Genomic DNA, 18,358 nt, shown 5'->3' on the forward strand with positions numbered 1-18,358 from the left:
GGAACTTTTCAGTAATTTATTCAAAAATATTTACAAAGTTTGTCATCCTAAAAAGGATTTCAACGATGCATTGAATACTTTGTTTAGATGCTTTCAGCATGACAAATAGTATGGATATTCGTTTACTATTTAACCTCATTTCAGGATAAGAAATAAATTTAATTAATTGATTTATCGCAAAGAAAAACAAGAGATTTTTTTACTTATTGAAAGTTTGTAAGCTAAACAAAGGCACTTCGTTTATGTAAAAAAGACAAAAATGGTATTACTTTGATAAGTCTTACGCCTTTGTATATCTTAAAAGCTGAATTCTTAATAATTAAATCTCCTTGTTTAACGTTGCGTTTAACAAGACTTATTTATTCCCGAATCCGGTTATTTATATTGGGAACTTCCATTCTAGCCCTGATTGGAACGACATCCTTTTTGGTTGCGGGCGGAGTATAAACTGGAGGTTTACGAACGTAGTTCAGGAGTCCACAACCAAAAAGATACAGTGGAAAGCAGGAAACAGCTTCAAAAAAAATTTATCTCACAAAAACGGTAATGCCTAAAGCTTCATCCACTTCCCTATTCTATTCAAAAAATCTTTTTCAAATCTCGAAATTTTTCTGTAATTTTGCAGACTATTATTCCGGGCAATCGGAAATAGCCAAAACAGATATTGATAACAAAACAATAAAAAGCAAAACAATGCCAAAATTAAAAACGAAATCAGGTGCTAAGAAACGTTTTGCTCTTACCGGATCTGGTAAGATCAAAAGAAAGAACGCTTACAAAAGCCACATCTTAACGAAGAAAGAAACGAAGCAGAAGAGAAATCTTACTACGACTTCTTACGTTGCTGCTGTGGACGAGAAAAGCGTATTGCGTCAATTAGCAATTAAGTAGTTTTTATAAATCTATAGTCGGTTTATAAGAATTCAAACAAATTCAACATTTTAACCCTGAAATGGAGCCACTAAGAGTAATGAAATAATTACCGCACATTTCAAAAAAACAATTTAAATTATGCCAAGATCAGTAAATTCGGTAGCTTCAAGAGCTAGAAGAAAGAAAATTTTTAAGCACGCTAAAGGTTATTTCGGAAGAAGAAAGAACGTTTGGACAGTAGCTAAAAACGCGGTAGAAAAAGCAATGCAATATGCTTACCGTGGTAGAAAAGAGAAGAAAAGAAATTTCAGAGCACTTTGGATCACTCGTATCAACGCGGGAACCAGAGAGCACGGAATGTCTTACTCTCAGTTTATGGGAGCTCTTAAAAAGAACAACATTGAGCTTAACAGAAAAGTTTTAGCAGATTTAGCAATGAATCACCCTGAAGCTTTCAAAGCAGTTGTAGATCAAGTAAAATAATGTAAAATTTTTGTTATCAATATAAGTCCCAGGTTTTTTGCTTGGGATTTTTTTATTATTTACATTTGCGTAATATTATTAAATTTATAAAATTTTCCTTTAAAGTGAAAAAAATAACTACTCTTCTGCTGTTTTCATTAGGAACATATGCATTTCAGGCTCAAAGTTTTATTCAGGCTTATCAGAACAGAGCCAATTTGGTTACCCAGACCAATATAACTACATTACTTCAGGAATTTGGGAATCTTGGCGTAAAAACAACGGGTTCTGCAGCCAACACCAATGCATTAAACTGGCTTAAAGCAAAATATCAGTCTTACGGTTATACAGCACAAGTCAGATGGTAGAAGATCCTTTCACATTTGGCTCTACAAGTTCTAAAAATTTAATCATTACCAAGACAGGAACCGTTTATCCGAATACGTACGTTATTATCTGCGGACATTACGACACCATTACAGGTCCCGGAGTAAGCGATAACGGAAGCGGAACTTCTATTATTCTGGAAGCGGCAAGAATTTTAAAAGATGTTCCGACAGAATATTCTATTAAATTCATCCACTTTTCCGGCGAAGAACAGGGATTACAGGGAAGTGCACATTATGTAAATAGTGTGGTTTTCCAGAACAGTGTCCGTCAGTTGGATATAAAACTGGTCTTTAATTTAGATCAGGTGGGTGGAAAAATAAGCAATTCTAATGTTGCCATCAACTGCGAAAGTGACCAAAGCGGGCAAACCGGAAACAATGCAGCCTCTCTTTCCGTTACACAGCAGCTTGCAGCATGTACAACGCTGTATTCACCATTACAGACAGTTATGTCGAATGCCTACTCTTCCGATTATATGCCTTTTGAAGCAAAAGGAGACATTATTACAGGATTTTACGAAACGGCAAGAAGTTATAATGAACACACCGTAAATGATACTTTTGCAAATGTAGATCCTACTTATGTTTTCAACGTAGGAAAGGCGGCTGTAGGAGCTTTACAGCATTTTGCAACAGCCTCTACAAGTTTATTGGCAACGGATGAAAAGACAGTAAATAATCTGGAAACCGTAAAGATTTATCCCAATCCGGCGAAAGATCTTTTAAATGTTGATCTTCCAAAAGACGTTAAAAACTTCAGTCTTGAAATTTCGGATATGAACGGCAGACTTGTTTTAAATAAACAAAATGAAGCTAAAGTTAATATTTCAGGACTAGCAAACGGTGTTTATATGGCAACTGTTAAAACAAAAGACCAAAAAGCGGTAAGAAAAATAATTATCGGTAAATAATTTTTATTTTACTGTAAAATTAAAATCCTGAACTTTTGTTTAGGATTTTTTTATTATTACATTTGTATACCAATCAAATTACAAAAATTAATATCAAAATGAAAAAGACTTCTACAATTCTGCTCTTTTCTTTATCGGCTTTAAGCTTCAATGCACAATCTTTTATTCAGGCTTATCAGGACAGAGCTAATATGGTGACACAGACCAATATTACAACAAACTTACAGAACTTTGCCAATTTAGGGATTAAAACCACCGGCTCAACTTCGAATAATAATACTTTCAACTGGCTTAAAAATAAATATCTGGCTTTCGGATATTCTTCAAACCAGATTTCGGAAGATGCCTTCACTTACAACGGCAAAAGTTCAAAAAATTTAATCATCACTAAAACAGGAACCGTTTATCCTAATAAATACGTTATCATTTGCGGACATTTCGACACTATAAACGGTCCTGGAGTAAATGATAACGGCAGCGGAACATCCATCATTCTGGAAGCGGCAAGAATTTTAAAAGACGTTCCTACAGAATATTCGATTAAATTCATCCATTTTTCTGGTGAAGAACAGGGACTTATTGGAAGTTCACATTACGTAAATAACGTTGTTTACCAAAATAATATTAAGAAATTAGACATTAAATTAGTCTTCAATCTGGATCAGGTTGGCGGAAAAATGGGCAATAATAACAATACGATCTATTGTGATGAAGATCAGGGAGGTCTGTCTAGCAATAATGCAGCTTCAGCAGACGTTACACAGCAATTGCGCAACTGTACCGCTTTGTATTCTCCTCTTTTAACGGCGGTAGATCCGGCTGAAGCTACAGATTATATTCCTTTTGAAAGAAAAGGCGAAATTATTACAGGTTTTTTTGAAAAAATCAGAAGTAATTATCCTCATTCTTCAAATGATACATTTGCTAATACAGATCCTGTTTATATTTACAATGTAGCAAAAGCTTCTTTGGGAGCTTTACAGCACTTTGCAGTAGCAGCAAATTCTTTACAGAAAAAAGAAGCATTACTTTCCGGAAATTCTATAGAATCTATAAAGATCTATCCCAATCCTGCGAAAGATTATTTAAATGTCGAACTTCCGGAAGATATTAAAGATTTCAGTCTTGAAATTTCAGATATAAACGGCAGGCTTATTTTAAATAAGGAAAATGAAACGAAAGTAAATGTTTCAGAATTACCAAACGGAACGTATATCGCAACGATTAAAACAAAAGACCAAAAAGCGGTAAGAAAAATAATTATCGGAAAATAATCAACGGTCAAGCAAAATCCTGAGTTTCTTTCTCAGGATTTTTTATTTCTATATTTGTAAAATAGTAAACTAATTACCAATATGAATTTCAAAAAATTAACAGCCATTTTTCTTTTTTCTGTAACAGCCGTTGGATTTCAGGCACAAACATTTATTCAGGCTTATCAGGACAAAGTTAACTTATTAAAAAAAGAAGACATTATATCCAATTTAAAGGAATTTGAGAAATTGGGTGTTAAAACTACAGGTTCTGTAGAAAATGACAACGCCCTGATCTGGATCAAAAATAAATATTTGTCTTACGGTTATTCTGAAAACCAGATGGAAGAAGATCCTTTTTCCATAGGAAAATTAAAATCTAAAAACCTTATTATTACTAAGAAAGGAACTTCATATCCGGATAAATATATTATTATTTGTGGGCATTTCGACAGTATTAACGGTCCCGGAGTAAACGATAACGGCAGCGGAACATCCATCATTCTGGAAGCCGCAAAAATCCTGAAAGACATTCCCACTGAATATTCTGTAAAATTCATTCATTTTTCGGGCGAGGAACAGGGATTATACGGAAGCAGACATTACGTTAACGATGTTGTTTATCAGAATAAAACAAGGCAGATTGATATAAAAATGGTGTTTAATCTGGATCAGGTCGGCGGGAAAAAGGGAATGTTCAATGATACCGTATTTTGTGATGAAGATCAGGGAGGAAGCTCAAAAAATAATGAAGCTTCTAAACAGGTTACCAAAGAATTGATGACCTGCACAACTTTATATTCTCCATTACAGGTAAAAATCGATCCCGCAGAAGATACCGACTACATCTCTTTTGAAAAAAAGGGTGAAGTAATCACCGGATTTTTCGAATACCAAAGAAGCGATCTTCCTCATACCGGAGATGATACTTTTGCTAATACTGATGTTCAGTATGTTTTTAATATCGGTAAAGCAGCAATCGGAGCATTGCAGCATTTCGCTGTGGCTTCGAAAAAATAGAGATAATCAAATTGTTCTAAAAAAGCCAGCCGAAAAATCCGACTGGCTTCTAATTTATCCGGCTCTTGTACCGCCTTTTGCAGTATCAGAATTGGGAGGTTTTACTTCTTTTACTTTTCCCTTTTCAGGATTAATTTTTCCTTTACTTTCCGGTTCGGTTTTGGATTGCTGATTTTCTTTGTTGTCTTCTTTCATGGGATAATTTTTTAATGAATTGTATTTAAAACACATAAGTGACAAAAATAAGCTGAAATTTCATTTAAAACAGTTTAAAAAATCTTCGATTTTATTCTTCTGATAGCTTTGAATATTCTAATTCTTGCAACATAATGGTCTTTTGCCTCTTTTGCGGTTGATTCTTAACGAGTTTAGAGATAAAAATACAACTTTACCGGTTTCTGGAAAGCAAAATTTCTTCAATATCTTTCAGTGTAAAATTCTTGGCTTTCAGTAAAATTAAAAGGTGATACAGCAGATCTGCCGCTTCATTTTTAAATAAATCATCATTGCTGTCTTTGGCTTCAATAACCACTTCTACGGCTTCCTCTCCCACTTTCTGAGCCATTTTATTAATTCCTCTCTGAAATAATGAATACGTGTAAGAACCTTCGGTTTTTTCATCAATTCTTTGGCTTATTTTTTCTTCCAGCTCATACAGAAAACCTTTAGAATCTTTATTGCCAAAACAACTGAAACTTCCGGTGTGGCAAACAACATTCGTAGGAATTGCCTTAATTAAAATCGTATCCTGATCGCAGTCTATCGCAATATTTTTAACCTTTAAAAAATTTCCGGACTCCTCTCCTTTTGTCCAGAGACGGTTTTTGGAACGGCTGAAAAACGTTACAACTCCTTCTTTTTTGGTTTTTTCAAAAGCTTCTTCGTTCATGTAACCCAACATTAAAACCTGCAACGTTCTGTCGTCCTGAATAATCACCGGAACCAAACCTTCACTTTTATTAAAATCGATATTCATCGTACTGCAACTTTTTTAATTTTCAAATTATTTTTAAGATCCTGAATCTGTACTTCTCCAAAATGGAAAATACTTGCCGCCAAAGCTCCTGTTGCTTTTGTCTGATTAAAAACTTCCTCAAAATCTTCCATTTTTCCGGCGCCTCCAGAAGCAATAACAGGAATATTTACATTTTCGGAAATTAACTTCGTTATTCTGAGGTCAAAACCGTTTTTTGTACCATCGCCATCCATTGAAGTAAGAAGAATTTCTCCCGCTCCCAGTTCTTCCGCTTTCTTTGCCCAGTCCAATGTCTTCAGATCCGTTATTTCCCTTCCTCCTTTCACATGAACCCAATCGGATCCGTCTACCAATCTTGTATCAATTGCAACCACAACACACTGACTTCCAAACTCTTTTGATAAATCCGAAATTAGTGCCGGATTTTTAACCGCCGAAGAATTGATACTGATCTTGTCTGCTCCGGCTTCCAAGAGTCTTCTTACATCTTCCACGGTAGAAATTCCGCCGCCGACTGTGAATGGAATGCTCAATTCCCTGGCAATTTTTTGTACAAGTTCCGCAAAAGTTTTCCGTTCTTCTATCGTTGCGGTTATATCCAGAAAAACCAATTCGTCTGCGCCTTCTTTTTCATATCTTTTGGCAAGTTCTACAGGATCTCCCGCATTTCTTAATCCTTCAAAATTAATTCCTTTTACCGTAGTTCCGTCTTTGATATCCAGACACGGAATGATTCTTTTTTTAAGCATTTTCAATAAAATTTTGGAGTTGCTGCAAACTGATTCTGCGTTCATAAATTGCCTTTCCGATAATTGTTCCGGAACACCCGATCTTTTTCATCTGTTCAACATCTTCAATACACGAAATTCCGCCGCTTGCAATTAACTGAACCTCTGTCTTTTCTACAATTTCTCTGTACAGTTCATTCGATGCGCCCTGAAGCATTCCGTCTTTGGAAATATCCGTACAGATCACGTTTTTAATTCCTTTATTTTTATATTGGAGAATAAAATCAATCACATCCAGTTCGCTTTCTTCCAGCCAGCCCGAAGTTTTTATCTTGCGGTTTTCGCAGTCGGCTCCGAGAATAATTTTATCGGAACCGTATTTTTCAATCAGATCAAAACAGAAATCAGGATCCTGAACAGCAATACTTCCAATCGTAATCTGCTTTGCTCCGGAACTGAAAGCTATCTCAATGTCTTCAAGAGTTTTCAGTCCGCCCCCGAAATCAATTTCCAGAGAAGTTTCTTTCGCAATGGTTTCCAAAACCTTTTGGTTAACAATATGCTTTGATTTTGCACCGTCAAGATCTACAAAATGAAGATATTGTATGCCAAAACTTTCAAATTCTTTGGCAACTTCAAGCGGATTTTCATTATATATTTTTTGGGTATCGTAATCTCCTTTCGACAGCCGGACGCATTTTCCGTCGATGATGTCTATAGCGGGAATAATTTTCATATTCAGTTTTATTGTTTTAAAAAGTTTTCCAGTAAACGGCTTCCAACATCTCCGGATTTTTCGGGGTGAAACTGCATCGCATAGAAATTATCCTTTTGCAGAGATGCACTGAACGGCAGAATATAATCGCAGACTGATGTAGTATTTTCTGATAATTCGCAATAGAAACTGTGAACGAAATACACATCGCTGTTTTCTTCAATCCCTGAAAATATTCCGGATTTAAAATCTGAAATCGTATTCCATCCCATGTGCGGAACAATATTCTTTGCAGGAAACTTTTTTACATCGATATCAAAAATTCCCATCCCGACTGTATTTCCTTCTTCATTATTTTTACACATGAGCTGCATGCCCAGACAAACGCCTAAAACCGGCTGTTTTAAAGTCGGAATTAACTGATCCAGACCTTTTTCCTTTAATAATTTCATGGTGGAAGATGCTTCACCCACTCCCGGGAAAATTACTTTGTCGGCTTTTCTTATCAGGTCAAAATCATCGGTTACCACAGATTCTACATTTAATCTGTTCAATGAATTCTGCACGGAACTGACATTTCCGCCGTTGTATTTGATGATAGCAATCATTATAAACTTCCTTTGGTTGATGGTAAATTAAAATTCTTATCCGTCTGTTTTACTGCCATTTTTACCGCTTTAGCAAATGCTTTAAACACAGATTCGATCTTGTGGTGTTCATTATCTCCTTCCACTTTAATGTTGAGATTGCATTTTGAAGAATCGGTGAACGATTTGAAGAAATGATAAAACATTTCGGTCGGAACATCGCCAATTTTTTCACGCTGAAAATCCGCTTCCCACATTAACCACGGTCTTCCTCCGAAATCGATGGCGACCTGTGCTAAGCAATCATCCATCGGAAGCAGGAAACCGTAACGTTCAATTCCTTTTTTCTTTCCCAAAGCTTTTAAAACAGCTTCTCCAAGAACAATTCCCGTGTCTTCAATAGTGTGATGCTCATCAACCTGCAAATCTCCTTTCACGTTAATTTTCAAATCTAAATTGCCGTGTTTGGAAATCTGTTCGAGCATGTGATCAAAAAAGTGTAATCCGGTTGAAATTTCAGAGGCTCCGCTTCCATCAAGATTAACTTCAATTTCAACATCAGTTTCATTGGTTTTTCTTGAAACTTTTGCTTTTCTCGGAATTTTCGTCAAAAACTGTGCAATTTCGCTCCAGCTTTCCGTCGTTAAATCGGCTTCATCATTCCGAACTTTACTGATTAATATAGATTTTGAGCCTAAGTTTTTTGCCAACTGGATATCTGTAAGCCGGTCTCCAATCACAACTGAATTTTTAAGATCGTAATCTCCGTAAATATATTTCCCCAACATTCCGGTTCCCGGTTTTCTTGTGGGCAGATTTTCGCTTTCAAAACTTCTGTCGATCAGAATATCATTAAAAACAATTCCTTCATTTTCAAAAGCTTTTAGCATTTTTTCCTGTGGTTTAATAAAAGTTTCATACGGAAAACTTTCGGTTCCCAAACCATCCTGATTGGTTACCATTACCAGTTCAAAATCAAGTTCTCTGGCAATTCGGGAAAGATTCTGGAAAACTCCGGGATAAAATTCCAGCTTTTCAAGAGAATCAACCTGAAAATCAATGGGCGGTTCTAAGATTAAAGTTCCGTCACGGTCTATAAATAATACTTTTTTCATTTTACTTTTCTTTTACTTTTTCTACACCTCACAGGTTTTAAAAATCTGTGAGGTTTCAGATTTAATTAAATACTTTTTAAGACGTTAATCAGCTTATTGTTTTCTTCTCTTTTACCCACATTAATTCTAATGCAATCCGGAATCTGCGGACTTCTTTTGCTCGTCAGAATTTCATTTTCCAGCAATTTCCGGTACACCTTATCTACGTTTTCAAACTGAATCAGGAAGAAATTTGCGTCGCTTGGAAATACTTTTTTGATGCAGTTTATTGTCTCCAATTCATCTCTTAACCAGAAAATTTCATTTAAAGTATTTTCTATATTACATTTTATAAATTCTTTATTACTAATAAGTTCCGATATTTTATCTAAACTTAAAGAATTAACATTGTACGGAGATTTCACCGTATTGATCAGTTGAATAATCTCTTCTGAAGCATATGCTATTCCGACTCTTGCTCCTGCCATTCCCCAAGCTTTGGAAAACGTCTGCAGAACGATAAGATTGGGAAACTTCTCCAACAGTTCAACACACGATTTTTTTCCTGAAAATTCAATATAAGCCTCATCCACCACAACAATTCCGTCAAAATTCTCAATGTAAAATTCAATGTCTTCAATAGAATTTCCGGTAGGATTATTAGGCGAACATAAAAAGAAAACTTTTGGTTTTTCTTCGTTTGAGATTTTTAAAAATTCTTCTCTATCAATTCCAAAATTTTCATTCAGATTCAGTTTAGCCACTTTATTTTCATTCACCGAAGCATAAAATCCGTACATCGCAAAAGAAGGATTCATCATCAGAATAGCATCTTTTTTCGGTTCACAAAAAACTTTCACGATAAGATCAATCAGTTCATCACTTCCGTTTCCGACTGCAATCTGCTTAGCCGAAACATCTTTCAAAACTGCCAATTTCTCTTTCAATTCTTTTTGAGTAGAGTCCGGATAACGGTTCATCTCTCCGAATGCGCTTTCATTTGCATCCAGAAAAACAGGATTTTCAAATGTATTGTTGTCCCTGAAACTCACATAAGGCTGCAGTTCAAGAATATTTTTTCGTACTAAATCTTTGATATTAAATTCTTTCATTCTGTTCTTTTAATCTGATACTTACTGCATTTTTGTGTGCGAATAATCCTTCTGCTTCAGCCATTATTTCAATGGTTTTTCCTAAATTTTTCAATCCCTGTTCCGACAGATTCTGGAAAGTAATTTTCTTCACAAAACTGTCAAGAGAAACCCCGCTGTAATTTTTCGCAAAACCGTTCGTAGGAAGTGTGTGATTGGTTCCGCTTGCGTAATCTCCCGCACTCTCGCATGAATAATTTCCTAAGAACACAGAACCTGCATTCTGAATTTTCGGAATAGAGTTTTCAAAATCATTGACTGCTAAAATCAAGTGTTCCGGAGCGTACAAATTGCTGAATTTCAAAGCTTCATCTATTGAATTCAGTAAAATAAAGTGGCTGTTTTTTAAAGATTCTGCCGCCATTTCATTTCTTGGAAGTGCTTCAAGCTGTTTTTGGATTTCCAGAATGGTTTCATTAAGAATTTTCTCGTCTGTGGAAAGGAAAATCACCTGACTGTCACTCCCATGTTCTGCCTGAGAAAGTAGATCTGCTGCACAAAATTCAGGAACCGCCTTTTCGTCGGCAATCACAAGAACTTCACTCGGTCCGGCAGGCATATCGATGGCAATATTATAGTTTTGCGCATATTCTTTAGCGGCAACAACATACTGATTTCCCGGCCCGAAAATTTTGTAGACATTCGGAATAATTTCGGTTCCGAAAGTCATTGCTGCAATTGCCTGAGCGCCTCCTGTCTTGAAAATCTGCGTTACTCCGCACAATTTTGCCGTATATAAAATCGCAGGATTTATATTGCCGTTTTTATCGGGCGGCGTACAGAGAATAATTTCTTTACAACCCGCTAACTGAGCCGGAATGGCAAGCATTAAAACGGTAGAAAACAACGGTGCTGTTCCTCCCGGAATATAAATTCCTACTTTTTCAATGGCTCGGTTTTCTCTCCAGCAAACCACTCCTTTTGTCGTTTCTATTTTTTCGATTGTAGGAATTTGTGAAGCGTGAAACTTGGTAATATTTGATTTTGCTTCCTGAATGGCTGTTTTCAGTTCTTCACTGATCAGATTCTCAGCGGCTTCAACTTCTTCTTCAGAAACTTTAATGCTGTTTATTTTTGCGGAATCAAATTTTTTAGCAAAATCAATCAACGCCTGATCTCCTTTGTTCTTCACTTCATCGAAAATTCCGGCAACGATTTCTGTTAATCTTTCTCTTTTTATAACCGGTCTTTTTGTTAATTCAGACCATTGTTCCCTTTCAGGATATCTTTCTATTTGCATATTAAATCACCATTTTATCGATTGGAATTATTAAAATATCCTGCGCTCCTTTTTCTTTCAGTTCATCAATCACTTCCCAGAAACGCGTTTCGTCTATCACAGAATGGATGCTGCTCCATCCTTCTTCCGCCAACGGAATCACCGTAGGACTTTTCAGCACAGGAAGCGCTTTTGAAACTTCTCCGATCTTGTCGTTCGGAACATTCATGAGAATATATTTTGAATTTTTTGCTTTAAGAACGGCTTTAATTCTGAAGAGAAATTTTTCAAGAATTCTGGTTTTTTCTTCATCCAGTCTGAATGTTTTTGCCAGAACGGCTTCAGAAGTAAGAATGGTAACGGTTTCTCTTAATCCGTTTTTGAAGAGGGTGCTTCCTGAGCTTACAATATCGCAGATTCCGTCGGCAAGACCGATGTTCGGTGCAATTTCTACAGAGCCTGAAATGATGTGAATGTCTGCGGAAATATTGTTGTTATCCAAAAAGTTTTTCAGGGTATTCGGATAAGAAGTGGCTATTTTTTTCCCCTGAAAATAAGTGATCTCATCGGTTTCAATTTCTTTCGGAACTGCCAGAGAAACTCTGCATTTCGAGAATCCTAAAGGCTGAACGATTTCAATTTTTTTCTGTTTTTCTACCAGAAGATTTTCTCCTACAATGGCAATATCCACCACTCCGTCTTCAAGATACTGAGGAATATCCGAGTTTCTGAGATACATGATTTCCATCGGGAAATTTTCTACGGAAACCTTTAACTGGTCTTTTCCGTTGTTAACAAAAATACCGCAGTCTTTTAAAAGCTGAAGAGATTCTTCGTAAAGACGACCGCTTTTCTGTATGGCTATTTTTAATTTACTCATTTTACTTTTTGTTGTGTCTGAGTAAAAAGATGGTTTGGAAATAAATTGCCCGGGATGAATTTAGAAACAAAAAACCGCCTGTTTACTCAGACGGTTTTAATTATTTTGATTTTTAACATATGTACATATCAATCAATTCCGTCTTAGCAGAGATGATGATGATAATGATGTACTGTTAAAAAATTAGGTTTCATTTTTGAAAATTGTGGTACAAATGTAGGGCTTATTTTTAAACTGCCAAAAAATTTACTAAATAATTTTTCGGTAAAGATTCATGAGGTTATTGGCAATCGGTTCGTCATTGAACTGCTGAACAAAGTGAAAACCTTTATCAGCACGGCGTTTACGTTCGGATTCATTGTCCCATAAAAATTTAATTTTAGACTGAATATCGAGATGATTTTCCGGATCTACATAGACGGAATCGGGACCGCCTGCTTCGGGAAGACAGCTTGTATTGCTTGTAATAACTACTGTTTTTGAAAATAATGCTTCAATGACAGGAATTCCGAAACCTTCGAAAAAGCTTGGATAAACGAAGATATCGGCAAGTTTGTAGATTGCAGCGAGTTCATCCATGGAAACTCCTTCGAGAAACTGCACGCTGATTTTATGCTGCTGAACAAACTGTTCTACTTTCCTGAAGTATTTTGTTTTTTTTCCGACAACGACCAACGGAATGTTGGTGTCTTTCAATGCTTTTACTATATTGAGAAGATTTTTACGTTCTTCGATGGTTCCGACATTAAGAATGAATTTTTCCGGAAGACTGTATTTTTCTTTGGTTTTTTGAATAAATTCTTCTGACTGCTGTTCTTTAAAAGCTTTGTGGCATCCCTGATAAATGACTTCGATCTTTGATTCGGGAACTTTTAAAAACTGGATAATATCGCGCTTGGTCTGTTCTGAAATGGCAATGATTTTATCGGCAGAATTGGCGGCTTTCCTGAATTTCCAGAAGTGAATTTTACGGTCGAAAAAGGAATAATATTGCGGATATCTTTCAAAAATAAGATCATGAATGGTGACAATTTTTTTGATTGATTTTTTATCCCATTTCAAAGGTAATTCGCCGGATAATCCGTGGAAAATATCGGCGTTCTGTTTCTGCGCATCCTTCCCCATTTTAAACTGTCGGGACATTTTTCCTTTGGAAGTTTCCACAAAATGAACGTTGGAATTTTCTAAAATATCCGAACCTCTTTCCGATTTGTTTTTGTTGAGCAGAATGTATTCGTTTTCAGGGAAATACTGTGCTAAAATTCTAACGAGATCACGGGAATAATTTCCTAAACCGGAAGTATTGTGAAAAAATCTTTTGGCATCAAATGCTATCTTCATGGCTGTATTTGTTTTTGAAATTCCTGAAATGTTCCGAATGAATGATTTTTACTTTTTAACCACGAAACAAATTCATCAAATCTTTCTATCATATCATTTCCGGAATTTTTTACGGTAAAACCGGGTAATTTAAAAGCTTCGTCTTTTATTTCGGCGAATTCCCACGGATGAAAGTAGATGTTGAGATATTTGTCTTTTTTCAAAACGTCTGAAGCCAGTTTTTTGTAGAAAAACAATGGAAAATTGTGAAAACTCAGCCAAAATAACGGGATTCTGAAATTGGGCGAAACGGAAGCCGGAATCTGCACTACTTTTCCTTCGTTAAAGTAGGTTCTCGATACTTTTAAATTGTTATATCTTCCGGGAAGATAGGTCGGATTGATGGAGGAATTGTAAGAATATCCTGCGTTTTCCACGGCATTTTTGCTTACAGGCATCATTCTGGGCATTCGAAGTCCTGTAACCTGTGTTGAAAACAGTTCTTCGAGTCTTTCTTTGGATTCTTTAAGGTGTTTTTCTTCAAAATCTGAATGAAACCATGTGTGAGAAGCCAATTCGTGACCTTCATTTAACAGTCTTCTGATGAGTTCTTTGCTGTTTTCCGCAAAAACTACGGTTGAAAAGAACGTTGCTTTTGCATGATGTTTTTTGAGAATATCTAAAATTCTTTCGACGCCTTTCTGTGAAATTGAGATTTGCTGTTCAAAGGAAATTTTTCCTTTGTATTCGAATGGCATATCAAATTCCTCGATGTCAAAACTTAACAAAACCATTTAAAAATTTTTATTTTTGATGATATAATTGGGTCTTTCTTTTACCTGTTTGAAAATTTTGCCTAAATAAATTCCCATAATTCCTAAAATAATCAGTTGCAGACCGCCAAAAAATACGATGGTCATAATTAATGAAGCCCAACCTGAAATTTCTGTTTCTGCCACAAAGGAATAAATCACGTACAAACCATATCCGACAATTGAAAATGCGGAAAAAAGAAATCCTAAATAGGCTGCAATATACAATGGTTTTACACTGAATGCCGTAATTCCCGTAAATGCAAAAGTGATCATTTTCTTGAGGTTATAGCTGCTTTCGCCTGAAAGTCTTTCATTGGCTGTAAATTCAATTCCGGTCTGTTTAAAGCCCATCCAGCTTGTTAAACCCCGCAAAAAGAGATCATCCTCGTTGAAAGTTCTCATGACTTCTACCGCATTCGCATCCATCAGTCGGAAATCTGAACCGCCTCCTTTTGTTAAATTAACATCGGACAAACTCGACAGGATTTTATAAAAAAAGTCGGACGTTTTTCTTTTAAAGTAGGAAATCTGCTTCGGATAGGTTCGAATTGTGAAAACAATATCGTAGCCTTCTTCCCACTTTTTAATCATTTCCGGAATCATTTCGGGAGGATGCTGAAGATCGCCGTCCATGGAAATGACCGCATTTCCGAAGGCATTATCCATTCCTGCTTTTACGGCGGGTTGATGTCCGAAATTACGTGAAAATTCAATGAATTTTACTTCGTCATATTTTGCGGAAAGTTCTTCAAGTTTCTGCTGTGTTTTGTCGCGGCTTCCGTCGTTCACGAAAATAATTTCAAATCCGTAATCATCCAGTCCATCAAAAACTTCTTTAATTTTCTGATGTACCAAAGCCACGTTTCCTTCTTCGTTATGCGCAGGAATTACAATTGAAATTTTTTTCATAATCAGTTCAGGCTATAGTCTTTTTCGAAGTCTTTTGTTACCAGTTCATAAATGATCCTGAACCAGACAACGATGCAAGGTAAAGCTTTTAGAGAATATTTAACGATATAATTCTGTTTAATAAATTTCGGAAATAAATCTGATGGCGAAAAACAGGTGAGAATAATTACGAAGATCAACATGGCATAGACAAGCGGTGTTCTTTTTTTCTGAAGGAAAAACCAGATCATCACTCCCGCAACTGCAATAATGTAGGTGGGAGATTCTGATCCTGAACTGAACAATACTAAAAAAAGAAGTGTTGAAGCGAGAATCATCAATTGATATGCATAATTCTTATATTGATTAATCCTCACATACGGCAAAAAGAACAAGGGCGCTCCGAAAGCCATAAAAGTAAGGTTGGAAATTGAAGCATCCTGCAAAATTCTTCTTACAAATCCCATTAAAGAAATATCCTGCATATTTCCAAGAACCTGATTGTCATTATTTTTAGAAATAAGAGAGTGCATCCAATCTGAATAACACTGTATTACAAATTGAGGAGTAGAATATAGCATAGGGACTATCAAACATATTATAAAAGCAGCAATCGACGCAATTAGAAATTTTGTTTTATTTTTTATGAAAAAGAACTGAGACAAGCCTACAACTCCATAAAGTTTTACAAATATCCCAATTACAATAAATATTGCAGATTTAGCTTCCTTTTTTTCATAAATAAATATTGCGGATAAAATCAAAAGTCCAACCAAAGCTATATTAAACTGTAGACTTACTGCTGCTGTAATATATTCTTGCAAACATAATAGACCGAATAATGCTTTTTTAGCATCAGAAAAAGGAAGTTTATAGATAGCATAAAGAAAAACAGCAGTGTTAGCAATATTCCACAGAGAAATTCCTAGCCAGTCGGGCATTATTGCAAACGGAGCAATAATAAGGCTAAAAAATACACCATAATGATTCATGTCGAAATACCGCTCAGGATACTGCAGGTAGAGATTTTTCTGCTCAATGGTATTCACGAAAACATTTTTGAAGATCAGATAATTGTTAATCGCCTGTGGTCCTCTGAAATATTTAGATAACGCCGTTGCAACAGCTATAATAAGATAAACCCCAAATATGTATTTAGGGTTTAAAATAATTGATAAGAATTTATTTTTGAAGCTTTCATTCATAGCATCTAAAAAATATTTATATATGAAAGTTTGATATTATTTTCCATATCCTTTCGAAATAAATGTTGTGTTATCCAAAAATATTTATGAATACTTTCTTTATTACTTTTAAAGATCGAATCATAAAATTTATCATCTTTAGAATAATCTATATTACTTATAATTTCAAAACAGATTCCGTCAACAAGATCACCATTACTTAAAGACTGTATTTTTACTGTCATACTATATGTATTACCGTCACTATGTTGAAGAACCGCTTCTGTATTGTCGTTTTCTTTCAGATTTTTAAAATTAATTTTTTTTAAAAGCTTTCTAAAAACATCAGAAAATATTTTATCCTTATTTAATTCATAATCTTTTTCTAAAAGACCCGAATCAGATGAATCAGAATAAATATCACGGCTGTAACTCCAAATATCAACACGATTTGTTTCAATTGGAAATTCTAGGAAGTTCTGAATATCATTATCATTGAGTAAAGCTTCTCTGAATTTTTCCAGATTGTTAATTATGATTTCATTTTCAGTCGCTGTAGAATGTAGAGGACTTTTACTATCTACTATTTTGCTCTTTTCATTTTTCTTACTATTATATTCCAAAAAATACAGTTTAAATGAAAAAAATATTAGTCCAAAAATGAAAATTAACAAAATAATTTTCCTAAACCTTTTCTGCATTAAACAGCAACATTATTCTCTCTCAACGCATCATTCAAAGACGTTTTTTTGTCTGTAGATTCCTTTCTTTTTCCGATAATCAATGCACATGGAACCTGATATTCTCCTGCAGGAAAAGTTTTGGTATAACTTCCCGGAATAACTACTGATCTCGCAGGAACTCTTCCTTTGATCTCAACCGGAGTTTCACCCGTTACATCAATAATTTTTGTAGATGCCGTTAAAACAACATTAGCTCCCAAAACAGCTTCTTTTTCAACATGCACTCCTTCTACAACGATGCATCTTGATCCTACGAAACAATCGTCCTCAATAATTACCGGAGCAGCCTGAAGCGGTTCTAAAACACCACCGATACCAACACCACCACTCAGGTGAACGTTTTTACCGATCTGTGCACAGCTTCCAACTGTTGCCCAAGTATCTACCATGGTTCCGGAATCTACATAAGCACCAATGTTTACGTAAGACGGCATCATAATAACTCCCGGCGCAATATAAGCTCCTTCTCTTGCGATTGCATGCGGAACAACTCTTACTCCTTTTTCAGCGTAGTTTCTCTTCAAAGGCATTTTATCATGAAATTCGAACGGACCGACTTCAATCGTTTCCATTTTCTGAATCGGGAAGTACATTACTACTGCTTTCTTCACCCACTCGTTTACCTGCCATCCGTTTTCTGTAGGTTCTGCGGTACGAAGTTCTCCTTTATCCACCAAAGAAATCACCTCTCTAATCGCCTTCTGACTGTCTTCATTCTGCAATAGTTCTCTGTTTTCCCAGATATTTTCAATAGTTTGTTGTAACGACATGTTTATTATTTAATTTAAATTGAAAAATTATACGCTGCCAAAGATACAAAAAAGATCAGCAAAACCTTTTGAAAGTATTTTGTTTAGAATGATTTTAATATTCTGGATTCTTTAAACAATGTTTTAATTTAATTGCATAAGCCACATGCGATTTAAGCAAATCAAAACCGGCTAAAGCAGAAATGTATGATATGTTTTGGCTAAAGCCAATTGTATTTTTAATTATTTTAAAATGGGCTAAAGCCCATTCCTATTGATATATTAGATAGCATGAAACGCTATCTTTAGAACATTGCCGCATTACAGATATCAATCCTACGGATTGATCGTTGGTTTCTTTATTACTATTTCTACATAGATTCTGCTCCTAAAGGAGCAAA

General features: G+C 35.4%; 21 protein-coding genes. 6 read left to right on the forward strand and 15 right to left on the reverse strand.

All coding sequences use genetic code 11. From position 1 onward, the window contains the following. Positions 1 to 693 precede the first annotated feature (693 nt). From rpmI to WFH39_RS04585, 6 genes are all read left to right on the forward strand, one after another. The gene (gene rpmI, locus WFH39_RS04560; RefSeq protein ID WP_076390550.1) at positions 694 to 891 is read left to right on the forward strand and encodes a 50S ribosomal protein L35; all 198 of its coding nucleotides are present in this window, start codon (positions 694 to 696) and stop codon (positions 889 to 891) included. 120 nt (positions 892 to 1,011) lie between these two features. Next, complete coding sequence (gene rplT, locus WFH39_RS04565) at positions 1,012 to 1,356, forward strand: 50S ribosomal protein L20 (RefSeq protein ID WP_029293267.1); 345 nt, start codon at positions 1,012 to 1,014, stop codon at positions 1,354 to 1,356. Positions 1,357 to 1,460: 104 nt separating this feature from the next. Further along, positions 1,461 to 1,703 carry a hypothetical protein gene (locus WFH39_RS04570; RefSeq protein ID WP_336688979.1) on the forward strand — a complete coding sequence of 81 codons (243 nt, stop codon included), beginning with the start codon at positions 1,461 to 1,463 and terminating at the stop codon, positions 1,701 to 1,703. Beyond that, positions 1,697 to 2,635: a M20/M25/M40 family metallo-hydrolase gene (locus WFH39_RS04575; protein ID WP_336688980.1), complete on the forward strand. Its 939-nt coding sequence runs from the start codon at positions 1,697 to 1,699 to the stop codon at positions 2,633 to 2,635. Before WFH39_RS04570 ends, WFH39_RS04575 begins: the two co-directional genes overlap by 7 nt. Positions 2,636 to 2,733: 98 nt before the next feature. Then, positions 2,734 to 3,909, forward strand: coding sequence for a M28 family peptidase (locus tag WFH39_RS04580; RefSeq protein ID WP_336688981.1), 1,176 nt, complete (start codon positions 2,734 to 2,736; stop codon positions 3,907 to 3,909). A gap of 81 nt (positions 3,910 to 3,990) precedes the next feature. After that, positions 3,991 to 4,908 carry a M28 family metallopeptidase gene (locus tag WFH39_RS04585; RefSeq protein ID WP_336688982.1) on the forward strand — a complete coding sequence of 306 codons (918 nt, stop codon included), beginning with the start codon at positions 3,991 to 3,993 and terminating at the stop codon, positions 4,906 to 4,908. A 54-nt stretch (positions 4,909 to 4,962) separates the two neighbouring features. Here the strand turns inward: WFH39_RS04585 and WFH39_RS04590 are convergent, their stop codons facing one another. The 15 genes from WFH39_RS04590 to WFH39_RS04660 form a co-directional block, all read right to left on the reverse strand. Continuing rightward, the gene (locus WFH39_RS04590; RefSeq protein ID WP_157967267.1) at positions 4,963 to 5,103 is read right to left on the reverse strand and encodes a hypothetical protein; all 141 of its coding nucleotides are present in this window, start codon (positions 5,101 to 5,103) and stop codon (positions 4,963 to 4,965) included. Positions 5,104 to 5,296: 193 nt separating this feature from the next. Then, entirely contained in the window at positions 5,297 to 5,884 is a 588-nt protein-coding gene (hisIE, locus tag WFH39_RS04595) for a bifunctional phosphoribosyl-AMP cyclohydrolase/phosphoribosyl-ATP diphosphatase HisIE (protein ID WP_336688983.1), read from the reverse strand. After that, positions 5,881 to 6,633 carry an imidazole glycerol phosphate synthase subunit HisF gene (gene hisF, locus WFH39_RS04600; protein ID WP_336688984.1) on the reverse strand — a complete coding sequence of 251 codons (753 nt, stop codon included), beginning with the start codon at positions 6,631 to 6,633 and terminating at the stop codon, positions 5,881 to 5,883. Before hisF ends, hisIE begins: the two co-directional genes overlap by 4 nt. Further along, positions 6,626 to 7,348: a 1-(5-phosphoribosyl)-5-[(5-phosphoribosylamino)methylideneamino]imidazole-4-carboxamide isomerase gene (gene hisA / locus WFH39_RS04605; RefSeq protein ID WP_336688985.1), complete on the reverse strand. Its 723-nt coding sequence runs from the start codon at positions 7,346 to 7,348 to the stop codon at positions 6,626 to 6,628. The genes hisF and hisA overlap by 8 nt, the downstream gene beginning before the upstream one ends. A gap of 8 nt (positions 7,349 to 7,356) precedes the next feature. Then, positions 7,357 to 7,935 carry an imidazole glycerol phosphate synthase subunit HisH gene (hisH, locus tag WFH39_RS04610; protein ID WP_336688986.1) on the reverse strand — a complete coding sequence of 193 codons (579 nt, stop codon included), beginning with the start codon at positions 7,933 to 7,935 and terminating at the stop codon, positions 7,357 to 7,359. Next, positions 7,935 to 9,029: a bifunctional histidinol-phosphatase/imidazoleglycerol-phosphate dehydratase HisB gene (gene hisB, locus WFH39_RS04615; RefSeq protein ID WP_336688987.1), complete on the reverse strand. Its 1,095-nt coding sequence runs from the start codon at positions 9,027 to 9,029 to the stop codon at positions 7,935 to 7,937. The genes hisH and hisB overlap by 1 nt, the downstream gene beginning before the upstream one ends. 65 nt (positions 9,030 to 9,094) lie before the next feature. Then, the gene (gene hisC / locus WFH39_RS04620; RefSeq protein ID WP_336688988.1) at positions 9,095 to 10,120 is read right to left on the reverse strand and encodes a histidinol-phosphate transaminase; all 1,026 of its coding nucleotides are present in this window, start codon (positions 10,118 to 10,120) and stop codon (positions 9,095 to 9,097) included. Next, positions 10,107 to 11,399: a histidinol dehydrogenase gene (hisD, locus tag WFH39_RS04625; RefSeq protein WP_336688989.1), complete on the reverse strand. Its 1,293-nt coding sequence runs from the start codon at positions 11,397 to 11,399 to the stop codon at positions 10,107 to 10,109. Before hisD ends, hisC begins: the two co-directional genes overlap by 14 nt. 1 nt (position 11,400) lies before the next feature. Then, positions 11,401 to 12,258 carry an ATP phosphoribosyltransferase gene (gene hisG, locus WFH39_RS04630; protein WP_336688990.1) on the reverse strand — a complete coding sequence of 286 codons (858 nt, stop codon included), beginning with the start codon at positions 12,256 to 12,258 and terminating at the stop codon, positions 11,401 to 11,403. 249 nt (positions 12,259 to 12,507) lie between these two features. After that, entirely contained in the window at positions 12,508 to 13,599 is a 1,092-nt protein-coding gene (locus WFH39_RS04635) for a glycosyltransferase family 4 protein (protein WP_336688991.1), read from the reverse strand. After that, positions 13,596 to 14,372 carry a polysaccharide deacetylase family protein gene (locus tag WFH39_RS04640; RefSeq protein ID WP_336688992.1) on the reverse strand — a complete coding sequence of 259 codons (777 nt, stop codon included), beginning with the start codon at positions 14,370 to 14,372 and terminating at the stop codon, positions 13,596 to 13,598. Before WFH39_RS04640 ends, WFH39_RS04635 begins: the two co-directional genes overlap by 4 nt. After that, the gene (locus WFH39_RS04645) at positions 14,373 to 15,302 is read right to left on the reverse strand and encodes a glycosyltransferase family 2 protein (protein WP_235130833.1); all 930 of its coding nucleotides are present in this window, start codon (positions 15,300 to 15,302) and stop codon (positions 14,373 to 14,375) included. 2 nt (positions 15,303 to 15,304) lie between these two features. Continuing rightward, complete coding sequence (locus WFH39_RS04650; protein ID WP_336688993.1) at positions 15,305 to 16,486, reverse strand: glycosyltransferase family 87 protein; 1,182 nt, start codon at positions 16,484 to 16,486, stop codon at positions 15,305 to 15,307. 5 nt (positions 16,487 to 16,491) lie between these two features. Continuing rightward, positions 16,492 to 17,088 (reverse strand): hypothetical protein, encoded by a 597-nt coding sequence (locus tag WFH39_RS04655; protein WP_336688994.1) that lies wholly within the window; start codon positions 17,086 to 17,088, stop codon positions 16,492 to 16,494. Between the two features lie 77 nt (positions 17,089 to 17,165). Beyond that, positions 17,166 to 17,978, reverse strand: a complete 813-nt coding sequence (locus tag WFH39_RS04660; RefSeq protein WP_076390279.1) for a 2,3,4,5-tetrahydropyridine-2,6-dicarboxylate N-succinyltransferase — start codon at positions 17,976 to 17,978, stop codon at positions 17,166 to 17,168. Positions 17,979 to 18,358 lie beyond the last annotated feature (380 nt).

Source organism: Chryseobacterium sp. MMO-72, assembly GCF_037146035.1.
In the GTDB taxonomy this organism is placed as follows: Bacteria; Bacteroidota; Bacteroidia; order Flavobacteriales; family Weeksellaceae; genus Chryseobacterium; species Chryseobacterium indicum.